Raw genomic sequence first — 15,571 nt, 5'->3', positions numbered from 1 at the left:
CCATGCCCTGAAACGCCAGTGCGTGTACCGTAGTGCGATGGCATTCGCGTCCCCCGTCCGATGAGTACGTACCACCTGCAGCAGGTCTTTCGTCCTAGCACCGTGGCGGTGGTGGGGGGCAGCCCGCGTGATCGTTCGGCCGGGCGGGCGGTGGTGCGCAACCTGCGCGCAGCCGGCTTTCCTGGCCAGATCGGCTGGGTGAGCCCGCGCTATAGCGAGATCGACGGCGTGCGCACGGTGGCGCGGCTGACCGATCTGCCGTGGGTGCCCGACCTGGTGGTGATCACCGCGCCGGCGCGCATCGTGCCGCGCATCGTCTCCATCGCCGCGCGGCGTGGTGTGGCCGCGGCGATCATCCTGACTGCCGGTTTGGGCAGCGGTCCCGGCTCGCCGGCCGCACGCATGGAAGCGGCCGCGCGCGCCAAAGGTATGCGCATCCTCGGCCCGCACTGCCTGGGCGTGATCGCCCCGCATGCGCGACTCAATGCCAGCATCGCCGCGCATTGCCCGCAGGCCGGCGATCTGGCGCTGATTTCCGAATCCAGCGCCATTGCCGCCGCGCTGGTGGAGTGGGGCGTGGCGCGCTCGGTCGGGTTTTCGGCGGTGGTGTCGCTGGGCGATACGCTGGATGTGGATTTCGGCGATCTGCTCGACTACTTCGCCACCGACTACCGCACCCGCGCGATTTTGCTGTACGTCGAACGCATCGGCGATGCGCGCAAGTTCATGTCGGCCGCACGTGCCGCCGCGCGTGCCAAGCCTGTTGTGGTGGTCAAATCCGGCCGCCAGTACCGCATCAATCCCAATGCCGACACCCACGCGCAGGCGCTGGCCGGCTCGGATGCGGTGTATGGCGCCGCGTTCGCGCGCGCCGGATTGTTGCGGGTGGGTGCGCTGGACGAGCTGTTCGCCGCCGCCGAAACCCTGGGCAGGCTCGGCAGTTTCCCGGGCCGGCGCCTGGCCATCCTGAGCAACGGCGGCGGGGTGGGGCAGCTGGCGGTGGATCAACTGGTGTTGCGTGGCGGCACCCTGGCCGAGTTGTCGCCCAAGACGCTGGAAAAACTCGATCAATCGCTGCCGGAAGGCTGGTCGCGCAGCAACCCGGTCGACATCATTGTCGACGCCGACGGCGCGCGCTATGCCGCGGCGATTGAAGCGCTGCTGGACGATCCGGAAAACGACGCGCTGCTGGTGGTCAATGTGCCCACCGCGTTCACCTCCTCGGCCGATGCGGCCAAGGCGTTGACCCGCGCGCTGGACCAGCGCAACCGCTATCAGCGCGACAAACCGGTGTTTGCGGTGTGGCTGGGCCAGGACGATGCGGCGATTGCCGCGCTCAATGCCGCGCGCGTGCCCACCTATGCCACCGAATCGGACGCAGTGCGCGGCTTCACCCACCTGGTGCGTTACCGCGAGGCGCAGGCGGCGCTGATGGAGACCCCGCCCAGCCTGCCGGAAGACTTCGTTGTGGATGCCGGCATCGCGCGGACGCTGGTGGAAGAGGCCCTGGCGGCCGGCCGGCGCTGGCTGGATCCGGTCGCCACCAACCGCCTGCTGGCCGCCTACGGCATCCCGATCGTGCCGCTGCAGGTGGCCTCCACCGCCAACGAGGCCGCATTGCTGGCCGACCCGTTACTGGCAGTCGGCCGCACCGTGACATTGAAAGTGTTGTCCAGCGAGATCGCGCACAAGTCCGACGTGGATGGCGTGCGCCTGAACCTGTCCAGCGTGGCGGCGGTGCGCGAAGCGGCCACTGGCATCCTGGCGCGTGCGCGCGCTGCGCATCCCACTGCGGCGATCGAAGGGGTGATCGTGCAGCCCACCGTGCTGCGGCCGAAGGCGCGCGAACTGATCGCCGGTATTGCCGACGACCCGGTGTTCGGTCCGGCGATCGTGTTCGGGCGCGGCGGCACCGCGGTGGAGGTCATCAACGACCGCGAGCTTGCCCTGCCGCCGCTGGACCTGCGCCTGGCCCACGAGCTGATTGGCCGCACCCGCGTCTCGCGCATCCTCAAGGCCTACCGCGACGTGCCGGCCGCCGACGAGCGTGCGGTGGCGCTGGTGCTGGTCAAGCTGGCGCAGCTGGCGGCCGACATCCCCGAAATCACCGAGCTGGACATCAACCCGCTGCTGGCCGACCGCGACGGCGTGATTGCGCTGGACGCGCGCGTGGCGGTGGCGCCGGCGCGCAAGCTGCACAAGGGCCGCGGCCATCCGCGCTTTGCGATCTTCCCGTACCCCAAGGAATGGGAGCGTCAGATCGGCCTGGGCGATGGCACCCATGCGCTGGTGCGCCCGGTGCGCCCGGAAGACGACGCGCTGTTCCGCGCCTTCTTCGCCCGCGTCACCGACGAAGACCTGCGCCTGCGCTTCTTCCAGTCGGTGAAGCATTTCAGCCATGAATTCATCGCCCGGCTGACCCAGCTCGATTACGCCCGCTCCATCGCGCTGGTGGCCATCGACCCCAGGACCGGCGACATGCTCGGCGCGGTGCGCCTGCACGCCGACGCCGATTACCAGCGCGGCGAGTACGGCATCCTGATCCGCTCGGACCTCAAGGGCCACGGCATCGGCTGGCAGCTGATGCGCATCATGATCGAGTACGCGCGCTGGCTGGGCCTCAAGCAGATCGAAGGCCAGGTGCTGCGCGAGAACCGCACCATGCTGGCGATGTGCCAGAGCCTGGGCTTTGGCGTGCGCCCGGATCCGGACGATGCAACCCTGATGGCGGTGACACTCCCTATAATGGGCGAGCCGCGCCCGGCCTGACGTTGCGTCACGCCGCGGTCCCCCATCCTCCACCGCACGCCGGATCTGCCGGGCCTCGCCCTGGCCTATTGCTCCGGCTGTCGTCTCGGCCCGCCTGGGAGTGTCAATGTTTCGCGATTTCAGAATGTCGTTGTTGGTCGCCGCCATCTGCCTGGGCCTGGCTGCGTGGTGGGGCCACACCTCATCGATGGGGATCTGGCAGGCGCTGTGGCTGTGCCTGGTGCTGAGCGTGCTGGAAGTGTCGTTGTCGTTCGACAACGCGGTGGTCAACGCCGGCGTGCTCAAGCACATGAACGCGTTCTGGCAAAAGTTGTTCCTGACCGTGGGCATCCTGATCGCCGTGTTCGGCATGCGCCTGGTGTTCCCGATCGTGATCGTGTCGGTGGCCACCGGCATGGGCCTGGTGCCGGTGATGCAGATGGCACTGAAGGAGCCGGACCGCTACAGCCAGGTGCTGACCGATAACTACCCCTCCATCGCCGCCTTCGGTGGCATGTTCCTGCTGCTGGTGTTCCTGAATTTCCTGTTCGACCAGGAGCGCAAGCTGCACTGGCTAGGCCCGGTGGAGCGGCTGGTCGGCAAGCTGGGCAAGGCCGATGCGATGTCGGTGATCGTGGCGGTGTCGGTGCTGCTGGGCACCAAGCTGTTCCTGCCGGACGGCATCTTCCAGAGCGTGCTGTTCGCAGGCCTGGGCGGCATCCTGCTGTATCTGCTGGTCGGCAGCGTGGATGCGTTGTTCGAGGCCGAAGAGAGCGAAGACGGCAGCATGGGCCCGGCCAAGCGTTCGGGCATCGCCGCCTTCCTGTACCTGGAAGTGCTGGACGCCTCGTTCTCGTTCGATGGTGTGATCGGCGCCTTCGCCATCACCCGCGACGTGGTGATCATCATGCTGGGCCTGGCGATCGGCGCGATGTTCGTGCGCTCGATGACGGTCTACCTGGTGCACAAGGGCACCCTGGACGAGTTCGTGTTCCTGGAGCACGGCGCGCATTACGCCATCGGCGTGCTGGCGATCATCATGCTGGTGGGCACGGTCTACCACGTGCCGGAGGTGCTGACCGGCCTGATCGGCGTGGCCTTCATCGCCGCCTCGGTGTGGTCGTCGATCCGCTACCGCAAGCGTCACCACATCGGGCCGACCGAGATCTGATCTTGCGCACGGGCAGCGCGCAAGGCGTCACGCCGTTCACTCGAGAGCGGCTGACAGCGCCTTGCTGGCCATCGGGCGGGCGTCGCTAGTTCTGTCGCTTGGCTGCAGGGCCCGTGCCCGCCCGCCATCGCAGGACACGCCGCAAGTACGTCCGGGTAGGCTCTTACGCGGCATCCATGCCGCGTGAGGTCCCGCGACTGTGGGCGGGCAAGGACCCGTCGAGCTGGTCGGTCTGTATGGTTTTCAACAAAGCGGCCAGCCATCTTTCTGGTGCGGTGTCCTCGCCGATTGCGGGACCGTGTGGCGGCATGGATGCCGCCACCGAGCCCCCAGGGACGGGTTCACGGCGTGTCCCGCGAGCGGTGAAGGCGCCGCGCACTCGACCTGGATTCGGCAGTGGCGAGTGCTCCCACTGCCGGGGTCGGAGCAGCGCCCCAGGCGTGCGGTGCCGCCTGAGGCAGTCAGGGTCAACCGTGACCAGCTTCCGCCTTGATGGGTGTCTCGGCACACCCAACCAGACCCAACTGTATCGACAGAATTGCCGGTTTGGGTCTTGACTGCGCAACCAATTTGGCGGGTTCCAGGGAGCCGCATCGACCGTTCGTCAGACAGTGCTTTGTGCTGTAAGGGTTTTCCGGATTTTCCTACATTTGGTGTTGACCCCTCACCGGCACCCCACTATCTTGGGGGAGTCGGTGGTTGGTCGCACAAGGCGGCCGGACCAGTGGGAGCACGTATCGCGGCAGGGCCGCGGTCGAACCGGTCTCCCTGCCGCGGTCGCATCTATGACTACAGCCATCCGGGCGTTGCCTGGAGTTGGCGGCGTGGTCTTGTTGCGCCGCGGTTGCTTCGCCACCGACCACCACGCGACAGCACACCGCGCGGTGGCGGCCGTGGAATCTCCGGGAAGGAGATGGCTGGTGATGGCGATGCGCCGCAGACTGCTGTCTTGCGTGCCGCTCGTCCCGCACCGCCATCGCTGTCCAGGGAATCCGGATCCGGTCGCAGCCCGTCCCGAGCGGGTTCGTGTGCCTACGCATGGAGGACGCATGACCACCAACGACACCCTTTCCGCGATCGCCGCCGGTACCGCAACACCCACCAGCGTTCCCGCCAGCGTTGCCGCGCCCGCCTGCGGCGCGCCGGAATTGACCGACCCGTCGGACATCGTGCCGCCTCCCCGCCAAGCCATTGCAATGCACGCACAGACCATCGAAGAACAAAACGTCTCCACCTGGATCACGAAGGAAGCGGGCAATCGCAAGATTCCGTTCGAGCCGGAGCGCCTGGATCGCGCCATCGACCAGATCCATGCCGAGTTCCCGCAGCTGGACGTGGCCGACTACAAGCGCTCGGTGTTCGGGTTCGTCGAGCGCAAGGACAGCGTCAACGCCGACGACCTGGTCGACCACCTGATCCGCGAGGCCGAAGCCCGTGTCGATCTGACCACCCCGGAATGGGAGCACTTCGCTGCGCGTCTGTACCTGCGCCGCCTGTACAAGCGCGCCAGCCGCAACCGTTTCTACGACGCCAGCCAGAAGTACGGCTCGTTCGTCGGCCTGCAGGAAAGCCTGGCCGACCGCAATGTCTATTCCAACGACATCCTGCGTCGCTATTCCAAGGACGAGCTGATCGAAGCCGGCAAGATGATCGAGCCCGAGCGCGACAAGCTGTTCGCCTATAACGGCCTGTACCTGCTGGCCACGCGTTACCTGGCCACCGACAGCTCGCGCGGCGTGTTCGAACTGCCGCAGGAACGCTGGCTGACCATCGCGCTGTACCTGATGCAGGACGAGATCGGCACCGGCAAGGGCAGCCGCGAGCGCCGCATGCAGCTGGTCGGCGAGGCCTACTGGGCGCTGTCCAACCTGTACATGACCGTGGCCACCCCGACCCTGGCCAATGCCGGCAAGGTCGGCGGGCAGCTCTCGAGCTGCTTCATCGACACCGTCGACGACAGTCTGCAGGGCATCTACGATTCCAATACCGACGTGGCGCGCGTATCCAAGCACGGCGGCGGCGTCGGCGCGTACCTGGGCTATGTGCGTTCGTCCGGTTCGGCGATCCGCGGCGTGTCCAACTCGTCCGGCGGCGTGGTGCCGTGGATCAAGCAGCTCAACAACACCGCGGTGTCGGTGGATCAGCTGGGCCAGCGCAAGGGCGCCATCGCGGTCTATCTGGACATCTTCCACCGCGACATCGAGGCGTTCCTGGACCTGCGCCTGAACAACGGCGACCAGCGCCTGCGCGCGCACGACGTGTTCACCTCGGTGTGCATCCCCGACCTGTTCATGGAAGCGGTCGAGCGCCGCGGCGACTGGTACCTGTTCGACCCGCACGAGGTGAAGCGGATCAAGGGTTGGTACCTGCAGGATTTCTTCGATGAGAAGAAGGGCGACGCCAACGGCAGCTTCCGTCGCAAGTACGAAGAAGTCGTCGCCGACGAGCGCATCACGCGCAAGACCGTCAAGGCGATCGAGATCTTCAAGCGCATCATGGTCAGCCAGCTGGAAACCGGCAATCCGTTCATGTTCTATCGCGATGAAGTCAATCGCAAGAACCCGAACAAGCACGAGGGCATGGTCTATTCGTCCAACCTGTGCACCGAGATCCTGCAGAACATGAGTCCGACGCGGATGATGCAGGAGATCATCAGCGGCAATCAGATCGTCACGACCAAGAAGGCGGGCGACTTCGTCGTGTGCAACCTGTCCTCGATCAACCTGGGCCGCGCGATCACCGTGCAGGCCGACCAGGCCGATCTGCTGGGCGCCGACGTGCTGGAGCGGTTGATCCCGATCCAGGTGCGGATGCTCGACAACGTGATCGATCTGAACCAGTTGCCGGTGCCGCAGGCCACCATCACCAACCAGAAGTACCGCGCGATCGGTCTTGGCACCTTCGGCTGGCATCATCTGCTGGCGCAGAAGAGCATCCATTGGAATGCCAAGGAAGCCGAGGACTACAGCGACGAGCTGTACGAGCGCATCAACTACCTGACCATCCAGGCGAGCATGGAGCTGGCCAAGGAAAAGGGCACCTACAGCGTGTTCCGCGGCAGCGACTGGCACAACGGCGAGTACTTCCGTGCACGCGACTACAACAGCCCGCAATGGCTGGAGCTGTCGGCGCAGGTGGCGGTCAATGGCGTGCGCAATGCCTGGATGCTGGCGGTGGCGCCGAACATGAGCACCGCGCAGATCGCCGGTTCCACCGCCTCCATCGACCCGATCTACAGCGCGTTCTACTACGAAGAAAAGAAGGACTTCCGTCGCCCGGTTGCCGCGCCCGGCCTGTCGCTGGAGACCTGGCCGTACTACGAAAAGGGCGCCTACAAGGTCGACCAGTTCGCCAGCGTGCGCCAGAACGCGCGCCGCCAGCGGCATGTGGACCAATCGATCAGCTTCAACTTCTACGTGCCCAGCACCATCCGTGCGAGCACGCTGCTGGACCTGCACATGACCGCCTGGCGCGAAGGCTTGAAGACCACGTACTACGTGCGCTCCAACGACATCGACATCAGTGAGTGCGAGTGGTGCAGTAGCTAAGCGCATTCGCGCTTCGCTTCCACGGTTCGCGTTGCGAACCGTGGACCCTGCTTCATCAGCTTCCACACCCCGCGCCTTTGGCGCGCCCCCTGACTCAGGGGGCTTTCCTCCAGATTGATTTGTTGCGCCGCCGTTGCTGTCTTGTACGCGCGACGCCTGAAACACGAGTAGAAACCCATGTCCGCAACACCGCTCGACCGCATCAAGATCCTTGAGCCGCGCAACCCGAACCGTTCGACCGGCATCATCAACGGTCAGACCTCGGGCATCCTCAACTGGAACGATATTCCGTACCCGTCGTTCTATCGGGCCTACAAGGAATTGTCGACCAACTTCTGGATCCCCGACGAGGTGGACATGAAGGGCGACGCGCGCCAGTACAACGAGCTGTCGGCGCGCGAAAAGAACGCCTACGATTCGATCATCGGCTTGCTGGCCACGCTGGATTCGCCGCAGACGCGTTTCATCTACAACGTGGCCGAATACATCACCGACCCGGCCGCGCATGCCAATGCCGCCATCATCGGCCAGCAGGAAGTGATCCATAACGAGAGCTACAGCTACGTGCTGGCCTCGATCACCGGCCTGGCCGACCAGAACCGCGTGTTCGAAATCGCGCGCACGCACCCGACCATCATCAAGCGCAATGCGCCGATCATGGGCGCCTACGAAGACTTCATGCGCGAGAAGACGGCCGAAACGCTGATCCGTTCGCTGATCCAGTCCTCGATCCTGGAAGGCATCAACTTCTATTCCGGCTTTGCGTATTTCTACAATCTGGTGCGCCAGAACCGCATGACCGGCACCGGCAAGATCATCAGCTTCATCAACCGCGACGAACTGGCGCATTCGAAGTTCATCAGCGAGCTCATTCGCGCCATCATCGGCGAGAACCAGGCGCTGCAGGGCGATCAGCTCACCGACTACGTGCACAAGGCCTTCGAACACGCGATCGATCTGGAAACCCAGTGGACCGCCGAAGTGCTGGACGGCATCGACGGCATCGACGTGGACGAGATGATCCGTTACGTGAAGTACCGCGCCAACAAGATGGCCGGCATGCTCGGTATCGAGAAGCTGTACGAAGGCGCCAACGACAACGTGATGCCGTGGATCAAGGCCTACGCCGACAACTTCACCGAGACCAAGACCGACTTCTTCGAGATGCGCAATGCCTCGTACAAGAAGACGAACTCGGATAACGGCTTCGACGATCTGTGAGTAATAGAGAATAGGGAATCGGGAGTGGTAAGAGTAAGAGCGAAAGCAGACGCGTCCCGCTGTTCCGATTCCCTATTCCCGACTCCCCATTCCCAGACTCCATGAACATCCTGCTTGCCCTGGCATCGTTGAGCGGCAACACACGCGATCTGGCGCGTGCGGTGGCGCTGCGCTGCGAAGCGGCCGGGCATGCGGTGACCTGGTTGGAAACCGACATGCAGACCCTGGCCCAGGTGCCGCATGCGCCAGGGCAGTACGCCTTGTTTCTGCTTGGTAGCTGGACCGACAACGGCGGGCGTACGCCGGCAGAGATGAAGCGTTTCATCGTCGAGTTGGTCGACACGCTGGGCAAGCCACCGCGCGTTGCCGTATTCGGCACCGGCGAAACGCAGTGGGGCGAGGAGTATTTCTGCGGTGCGGTGCACCGTATCGCGCGCTTCTTCGACAGCCCGTTTCCCCGTTTGACCATCGAACAGATGCCCCACGGCCAGCGCGACGCGCAGGCCATCGCCGCCTGGACCGACACGGTTCTGGCCCAATGCAAGAACGATCCCAATGCAGACCATTACCGTCACGTCGCCTGAGCACTACACCCAGACCCTGGCTGCGCATCCGCGCGCGCTGGTGGATTTCTACAAGGACAACTGCCCCGGCTGCCGCATGCTCGACATGTCGCTGGACAAGTTCGCCAACAGCGATGCCGCCAATGGCGTGGCCTTGTTGAAGGTCAAGCTGGAAGTGGTGGGCGAGGACTTCTTCCGCGACCTGGGCCTGCGCCAGACGCCGACCCTGGCGCTATATCGCGACGGCGCCGAAGTGGCGCGCTTGCCCGGCTTCCAGTCGCCGGCGCAGGTGGAAGCGGCGGTCCGCAGCGGCCTGTGATGGCGACGGGCGCCCGGTCGATGCAAGGTGCCCGGCAATGAACACCACGGTCACCATCGTCGCCTGGAGCTTCCTGCTGGCGGGGTTGGGCCTGTTGACCGGTGCGGCGCTGCTGCCCGATCAGGCGCGCTGGATCTTGTTGCTGCTGGGCGTGGCGTTCGGCGGCGTGGGTGGCGGCATCCTCGGCTATCGCGTCTGGCATGCGCGCCGCGTCGCCTGGTTGCGCCGGCATGGCACGGTGGTGGAAGCGCGCTTCGTCTGCGTTGAACGCAATGCGTCTTTGCAGGTCAACGGCATGCACCCGTTCCGTATCCTGGCAAATCGCCACGATCGCACGCACGACACCTTGGCCGAGTATCGCAGCGACAACCTGTGGACCGATCCGCAGCCGTTCCTGCGCGAGGGGCAGCCGCTGCGTGTGTTCGTCGATCCGCAGCGGCCATTGCGTTACCACCTGGACCTGAGTTTCCTGCCGACGCTACGCAGCTGAGCGGGCCGGCTTTCCTTCCTTCTGACGGCACTTCTTCATGACCAGTTCCACGCCTGTTGCACCCACCGAAGCCCGCATGGCCGAGATCGTGTTTCCCAATCACACCAATCACCTGGGCACGCTGTTCGGTGGGCAGGCGCTGGCGTGGATGGACAAGGCCGCGTTTCTCGCCGCCTCGCGCTATGCGCGCCGCACCGTGGTGACGGCGCGTTCGGATCAGGTGGATTTCAAGCTGCCGATCCGCCAGGGCCAGATGGTGGAAACCATCGCCCGCGTGGTGTTGGTGGGGCGTAGCTCGATCACGGTGGAAGTGGAATTGATCGCCGAAGACCTGCTCAGCGGCGCGCGCGAGCTGTGCACGCGCGGGCAGTTCGTGATGATTGCGCTCGATGCCGATGGCAAGCCGACGGCGGTGCCGCCGTTGCCAGCGGCGCACTAACAGCAGCCGATAGCGACTGCACCGCCGCATGCGGGCGTGGCCGGTGCTCGGTGCGGCATGTGCCACGTGGACAGTGCGGTGCTGAGCGCGCCGCCCACGCCTGCCTGACGACTGCTCGCTAGGTGTCGCCAGCGGCGTTGACCACGCTACTCCTGCACTTCCCGGTCTTCGCGCTTGGTTTCTTCCATCGCCTCCGGTTCCAGCTCTTCGGCGCTGCGATTGAGTTTGACGAACACGCCCCAGGCGATCAGCAGCAGTGCCGCGCATGAGCCGACGGCAGCGGCGTAGGGCAGCTTGGCCGGGTCGGCATGCATCAGCTCGAAGATCGACACCAGCGTTTCGATCGCCAGGGCGATCACGATCACCACGAAAAAGCGCGACAGATACCGCCGCACGCGCGTGGGGCCACTGACCTTGACGTCGCGCAGGATCTCTTCTTCGAAGATGGTCTGGCCCAGTTCGAGCGTGACCAGCGCCACCGTCAGAAGGCCGACAGCTTCGAGTACGACGTTGAAACGGTCGCGTACCACCATGTCGCCGCCGGGTGTGAAGCCGTGCCACAACTCCAGCCCGGCCATCGTCACCAGGCCCGCCGCGCACAGCACGAAGAACGCCAGGATCACGAAATGACCGGCACGAAACAGGTGGCTGAGCGCTTTCATCAGGGGCGAGGCGGGCGATGGGAAGCAGAGCATCGTGTGCACCGCGTCGTTGCAGCGCGAAGGCTGCGCCAACCCGGCGCGCCCTCATCCGGCGCGTCGCGCCACCTTCTCCCGCGAGCGGGAGAAGGGACGTCCCAGAGCAACGCGGTGGAGTGGATACGGAGGCCATTGGCCCATAGCCGTGTAGCGACCCGCATCCTTGGTCCCGCTCCCTTCTCCCGCCTGCGGGGGGAAGGTGCCCGAAGGGCGGATGGGGGAGACGGCTCACACGCGCAGGCGGCGCACAGTTGCCCGCCATCATCAGCGATGCCGCAGCACCTGATACGCCTGCAGGTGCACATTGGCGGCCATCAGCAGCGGGGCATTGCGGCCGGTCTCGCGCACGCGCGCCAGCATGTCGCCGACGATCTGCGCCGCTTCCACGTCCTGGCCGGCTTCCAGGTCGCGCAGCATCGAGGCCTTGAGCGGCGAATCCACCTGTAGCAGCGTCTGCAATGCTTTGGCGCGTGCGGGCTCGGGAATCGATTGCCCGGCTGCATCGGCGGCCCATAGGCATTCGTTGTACAGGCCGTTGATCAACGCGCGGCCGTCGTCGGTGGCCACGATCGCACCCACCGGCGCACGCATCAAGCAGGTGGCCGCGGCCAGCGCGGTGAGGAAGCTGTACTTGATCCACTGTTCCTGCGCGATCTGCTCGCTGGCCACATGGGTGATGTCGGCCTGCGCACAGGCGGCGGCAAACGCCTGCACCCGCGCCGAATGCGCGTCGCCGCTACGCTCGCCGAAGGTCATCGCCGCCGGCTTGCCCAGGTGCAGAATCTCGCCGTGCTCGCCCTTGGTGGCGCTGATGAAGCACAGCCCGCCCAGTACACGCGCCGCGCCGAAGCGTTCGTCCAGTGCCGCGTAATGGCGCAGCCCGTTGAGGATGGGCAGCACCGTCGTGTGCTCGCCCACCGCCGGCGCAATCGCCTCGATGGCGCTGTCCAGGTCGTAGGCCTTGCAGCTGAGGATCACCAGATCGAACGGATGCTGCGCTACCAATGCCGGCAAGTCCTGCGCGGTGACATGCGCCACCTGCAGATCGGCATCGCCCAGCGGGCTGCGGATGCGCAAGCCGTCTGCCTGCAACTGCGCCGCACGCGCTTCGCGCACCAGGAAGGTGACGTCGACGCCGGCCTGCGCCAGGCGTCCGCCGAAATAGCCACCGGTGCCGCCGGCGCCGAGGATCAGGATGCGCATAGGTTCTCCGTTCAATGTGATGTTGGGTACAGGCCGGATGCAGTGATAGACTTTGTGCCGGATCGGGGATTCTCGGTCGGCATTAGGCTCTGGCGGATTCGCCGGGGCCTTTTGTTTATGGAAAACACTTCAAGCCGTAGCCCAGATAGCGTCCAGTTCGATCCTTATCGAGTTTTTGCTCAATCACCTGCCAGGCCCGGTTGGGCTGCAGTGGATGAAGCTGGCGTGTTCCGATGGGGCGCGCGATCAGATCCGCCAATTGAAGGCCAATTGCGTTGCTCTTCTTATCGCAGATGACCGGATCGAATGGCAGTTCAAGTCCGGAGAAATTATCTCCCCCGCAGATGCGGCGGAACGCCAGTTCCAGATCTTGATCTTCACTGCGTCCCCGCGCTTCGCAGAGCACGTGCGTAGTCAACGGCCATCCCATGGTCGCCACTCTCATCGACAAAGACGATGTAGTCGCTGAACTGTGCCATCAGCTCCGCAGCCCCACGCCCCGGCGCAGCAGCCACAACGCCAGCGCGCTGAGCACGGCGACAAAGCCCAGCATCAGTGCGTAGGCCACCCAGATCGGCACATCCGAGCTACCGAGCAGGCCGTAGCGGAACGCGTTGACCATGTAGAAGATCGGGTTGGCATGCGTCGCGGCTTCGGCCCAGGTGGGCAGCAGTTTCACCGAATAGAACACGCCGCCCAGGTAGGTCAGCGGGGTCAGGATGAAGGTGGGCACGATCGCCACGTCGTCGAACTTCTTGGCGTAGACCGCGTTGACGAACCCAGCCAGCGAGAAGATGGTCGCGCCCAGCAGCACCGTGGTCAGGGTGACGAATGGATGCGGGATCCGCACCGGAGTGAAGAACATCGCGATGATCAGCACGATCGCCCCGACCATCACCCCGCGCAGCACCGCGCCGGACACGTAGCCCCACAGGATCACCCAGTTGGGCATCGGGCTGACCAGCAGCTCTTCGACATGGCGGCCGAACTTGGCGCCGAAGAAACTCGAAGAGATGTTGCCGTAGCTGTTCTGGATCACGCTCATCATCACCAGGCCCGGCACGATGAATTGCATGTAGCTGTAACCGCCCATTTCGCCCACGCGCGAGCCGATCAGCCCGCCGAAGATCAAAAAGTACAGCGTCATGGTGATGGCCGGCGGCACCAGGGTCTGGCCCCAGATGCGCAGGATGCGCTGCACTTCGCGGCGCACGATGGTGCCCAGCGCAATCCAGTTGCGTTGGCGGGGTGTGGCGGGCGTGGCGGACATCGACGGCTCCGAAGGACTCATGGGTGGCCTGCCGGGCGCACGGGCGCCGCTGCGGCAGGAGCCGGGGCGGCGACGGTCTCGCCGGGCCCGGTCAGGCGAACGAACAATTCTTCCAGCCGGTTGCTCTTGGTGCGCATCGAGCGCACGCGGATGCCGGCATCGCCCAGCGCGGCGAACACGCGGTTGAGGTCCATCGCGCGCGGCATGTCCAGATCCAGCGTGTGGCCGTCGATGGCGGTGAGCGTGGTGCCTTCGATCACCGGCAACTGCGCCGGCAGCTCACCGTCGATATCGAACAGGAAGCCTTCCACGTCGAGCTTGGCCAGCAGCTCGCGCATCGGCCCCTGGGTCACGATCTGGCCGTGATTGATGATGGCCAGGTTGCGGCACAGGTGCTCGGCTTCTTCCAGGTAATGCGTGGTCAGGATGATCGTGGTGCCGGCGGCGTTGATGTCCTTCAGCACGCGCCAAATGTCGCGGCGGATCTCGATATCCACACCGGCGGTGGGTTCGTCCAGGATCAGCAGGCGCGGCTGGGTCATCATGGCGCGGGCGATCATCAGCCGGCGCTTCATGCCGCCGGAGAGCGTGCGGCTCATCACCTGGGCCTTCTCCCACAGGTGGGCGCGACGTAGTTCCACTTCGGCCAGTGCTTGCGCCTGGCTGCGCGGCATGCCGTAGAAACCGGCGTAATTGACCAGGATGTCGAACGGTTTTTCGAACAGGTTGAAGTTGATTTCTTGCGGCACCAGGCCGATCAGGCGCATCGCATCGCTGCGGTGGGCGACCAGGTCGGTGCCGAACACGTCCACCTGCCCGCCGGACAGGTTCACCAGCGAGCTGATGATGCCGATCAGGGTGGACTTGCCCGCCCCGTTGGGGCCGAGCAGGGCGAAGAAATCGCCTGGCGCCACGTCCAGCGAGACGCCCTTGAGCGCCTGGGTGCCGTTGTCGTAGGTCTTGCGCAGATCGCACACGCGCAGGGCGGGCGCAGTGGGAGATGGGGAATTCAAACCGGGTCCTTTGCGCCAGGGCGACGGCGCAGCGAGTTGCAGCCCGTTATTATAGAAGCCCGTTGGGGTTTGCCCCGATCACAGACTGTCCCAAATACGTTCGTGCCCGTTCAATTCCCCCTCAAGCTTGTCGACCGGCGCATGATTGCGCCCACCGTGGCCCACTGCCAGTTCGTCCGTGACGACGGGCAGCCGCTGGATTTCCAGCCCGGCCAGTTCATCCAGATCCATTTCGACTACGCCGATGGCACGCCGACCAAACGCAGCTATTCGCTGGCGACCATCCACGATCATGCGCTGGGGCCGGGCGAGGCAGTGGAGATCGCGGTGAGCTTCGTGCCCGGCGGCTCGGCCACGGCCTTGTTCGAGGGCCTGGAGATTGGCGACCAGCTGCAGGCAAGCGGGCCCTACGGGCGCTTTTGCCTGCAGGCGGGCGATCACAACCGGCGTTACGTGCTGATCGCCACCGGCACCGGCGTCACCCCCTACCGCTCGATGCTGCCGCTGCTCGCCGAGGCAATCGCCGCCCGCGGTGTGCAGGTGGTGTTGCTGCAAGGCGCACGCACCCCGGCCGAGTTGCTGTACGGCGACGACTTCCGCGCGTTTGCCGATGCGCATCCGCAGTTCCGCTACGTACCGTGCTTCTCGCGCGAAGTGCCCGCCCAGCCGCACGCGGATGTGCGGCACGGCTACGTGCAGCAGCACCTGGCCGAGTTCGCGCCCGATGCCGCGCATGACATCGCCTACCTGTGCGGCAACCCGGACATGGTGGACACCTGCCTGGAAGCGCTCAAAGCCGCCGGCCTGCCGAGTGCGCAGATCCGCCGCGAGAAATACGTCAGCTCCACGCCGCCGAAGGTCTGAAGAGCCGCACAGGCGTCATCATGC

The 15,571-nt window shown here is 65.2% G+C and carries 13 protein-coding genes, 1 other RNA gene and 1 pseudogene; 10 read left to right on the top strand and 5 right to left on the bottom strand.

Annotated features, from left to right (window positions below; all coding sequences use genetic code 11):
* Positions 1-60: 60 nt before the first annotated feature.
* The 9 genes from EO156_RS07160 (at position 61) to EO156_RS07110 (ending at position 10,633) form a co-directional block, all read left to right on the top strand.
* Positions 61-2,769: a bifunctional acetate--CoA ligase family protein/GNAT family N-acetyltransferase gene (locus tag EO156_RS07160; RefSeq protein ID WP_029829593.1), complete on the top strand. Its 2,709-nt coding sequence runs from the start codon at positions 61-63 to the stop codon at positions 2,767-2,769.
* Between the two features lie 106 nt (positions 2,770-2,875).
* The gene (locus EO156_RS07155; protein WP_003487316.1) at positions 2,876-3,919 is read left to right on the top strand and encodes a DUF475 domain-containing protein; all 1,044 of its coding nucleotides are present in this window, start codon (positions 2,876-2,878) and stop codon (positions 3,917-3,919) included.
* Positions 3,920-4,968: 1,049 nt separating this feature from the next.
* Positions 4,969-7,467, top strand: coding sequence for a ribonucleoside-diphosphate reductase subunit alpha (locus EO156_RS07145; RefSeq protein ID WP_003487314.1), 2,499 nt, complete (start codon positions 4,969-4,971; stop codon positions 7,465-7,467).
* 177 nt (positions 7,468-7,644) lie between these two features.
* Entirely contained in the window at positions 7,645-8,688 is a 1,044-nt protein-coding gene (locus tag EO156_RS07135) for a ribonucleotide-diphosphate reductase subunit beta (protein ID WP_003487313.1), read from the top strand.
* Positions 8,689-8,789: 101 nt separating this feature from the next.
* Positions 8,790-9,272 (top strand): flavodoxin, encoded by a 483-nt coding sequence (locus tag EO156_RS07130; RefSeq protein ID WP_003487312.1) that lies wholly within the window; start codon positions 8,790-8,792, stop codon positions 9,270-9,272.
* Positions 9,244-9,570 (top strand): thioredoxin family protein, encoded by a 327-nt coding sequence (locus EO156_RS07125; protein ID WP_003487311.1) that lies wholly within the window; start codon positions 9,244-9,246, stop codon positions 9,568-9,570. The genes EO156_RS07130 and EO156_RS07125 overlap by 29 nt, the downstream gene beginning before the upstream one ends.
* A 37-nt stretch (positions 9,571-9,607) precedes the next feature.
* A complete protein-coding gene (locus tag EO156_RS07120) occupies positions 9,608-10,060 on the top strand; it encodes a hypothetical protein (protein ID WP_016849972.1) in 453 nt (150 codons plus the stop codon).
* Between the two features lie 37 nt (positions 10,061-10,097).
* Positions 10,098-10,499, top strand: coding sequence for an acyl-CoA thioesterase (locus EO156_RS07115; protein WP_011052714.1), 402 nt, complete (start codon positions 10,098-10,100; stop codon positions 10,497-10,499).
* Between the two features lie 57 nt (positions 10,500-10,556).
* A non-coding RNA gene (locus tag EO156_RS07110) (sX9 sRNA) lies at positions 10,557-10,633 on the top strand.
* A 12-nt stretch (positions 10,634-10,645) separates the two neighbouring features.
* On the opposite strand, the gene EO156_RS07105 is transcribed toward EO156_RS07110, so the two are convergent.
* From EO156_RS07105 to EO156_RS07085, 5 genes and pseudogenes are all read right to left on the bottom strand, one after another.
* Entirely contained in the window at positions 10,646-11,161 is a 516-nt protein-coding gene (locus tag EO156_RS07105) for a hypothetical protein (RefSeq protein ID WP_003487308.1), read from the bottom strand.
* A gap of 300 nt (positions 11,162-11,461) precedes the next feature.
* The gene (gene panE, locus EO156_RS07100) at positions 11,462-12,400 is read right to left on the bottom strand and encodes a 2-dehydropantoate 2-reductase (protein ID WP_016849971.1); all 939 of its coding nucleotides are present in this window, start codon (positions 12,398-12,400) and stop codon (positions 11,462-11,464) included.
* Positions 12,401-12,515: 115 nt separating this feature from the next.
* A pseudogene (locus EO156_RS07095) lies at positions 12,516-12,818 on the bottom strand (DUF3800 domain-containing protein); the annotation flags it as partial.
* 60 nt (positions 12,819-12,878) lie between these two features.
* Positions 12,879-13,691, bottom strand: a complete 813-nt coding sequence (locus tag EO156_RS07090; RefSeq protein ID WP_026006998.1) for an ABC transporter permease — start codon at positions 13,689-13,691, stop codon at positions 12,879-12,881.
* Positions 13,688-14,683, bottom strand: a complete 996-nt coding sequence (locus tag EO156_RS07085) for an ABC transporter ATP-binding protein (protein WP_016849969.1) — start codon at positions 14,681-14,683, stop codon at positions 13,688-13,690. The genes EO156_RS07090 and EO156_RS07085 overlap by 4 nt, the downstream gene beginning before the upstream one ends.
* A gap of 36 nt (positions 14,684-14,719) precedes the next feature.
* On the opposite strand from EO156_RS07085, the gene EO156_RS07080 reads away from it, so the two are divergent.
* On the top strand, positions 14,720-15,547 hold the full coding sequence (locus EO156_RS07080) for a ferredoxin--NADP reductase (RefSeq protein ID WP_016849968.1): 828 nt from the start codon (positions 14,720-14,722) through the stop codon (positions 15,545-15,547).
* Positions 15,548-15,571 lie beyond the last annotated feature (24 nt).

Origin of the sequence: Xanthomonas sp. DAR33341 (assembly GCF_003992815.1) — a bacterium.
GTDB classification, from domain to species: Bacteria; Pseudomonadota; Gammaproteobacteria; order Xanthomonadales; family Xanthomonadaceae; genus Xanthomonas; species Xanthomonas cissicola.
This window is presented reverse-complemented; position numbering and strand designations above follow the sequence as displayed.

Excerpts from the sequence above, each read along its gene's own strand:
- EO156_RS07160 (WP_029829593.1), top strand. The coding sequence starts at position 61 with ATGAGTACGTACCACCTGCAGCAGGTCTTTCGTCCTAGCACCGTGGCG.
- EO156_RS07155 (WP_003487316.1), top strand. The coding sequence starts at position 2,876 with ATGTTTCGCGATTTCAGAATGTCGTTGTTGGTCGCCGCCATCTGCCTG.
- EO156_RS07145 (WP_003487314.1), top strand. The coding sequence starts at position 4,969 with ATGACCACCAACGACACCCTTTCCGCGATCGCCGCCGGTACCGCAACA.
- EO156_RS07135 (WP_003487313.1), top strand. The coding sequence starts at position 7,645 with ATGTCCGCAACACCGCTCGACCGCATCAAGATCCTTGAGCCGCGCAAC.
- EO156_RS07130 (WP_003487312.1), top strand. The coding sequence starts at position 8,790 with ATGAACATCCTGCTTGCCCTGGCATCGTTGAGCGGCAACACACGCGAT.
- EO156_RS07125 (WP_003487311.1), top strand. The coding sequence starts at position 9,244 with ATGCAGACCATTACCGTCACGTCGCCTGAGCACTACACCCAGACCCTG.
- EO156_RS07120 (WP_016849972.1), top strand. The coding sequence starts at position 9,608 with ATGAACACCACGGTCACCATCGTCGCCTGGAGCTTCCTGCTGGCGGGG.
- EO156_RS07115 (WP_011052714.1), top strand. The coding sequence starts at position 10,098 with ATGACCAGTTCCACGCCTGTTGCACCCACCGAAGCCCGCATGGCCGAG.
- EO156_RS07105 (WP_003487308.1), bottom strand. The coding sequence starts at position 11,161 with ATGAAAGCGCTCAGCCACCTGTTTCGTGCCGGTCATTTCGTGATCCTG.
- panE (WP_016849971.1), bottom strand. The coding sequence starts at position 12,400 with ATGCGCATCCTGATCCTCGGCGCCGGCGGCACCGGTGGCTATTTCGGC.
- EO156_RS07090 (WP_026006998.1), bottom strand. The coding sequence starts at position 13,691 with ATGAGTCCTTCGGAGCCGTCGATGTCCGCCACGCCCGCCACACCCCGC.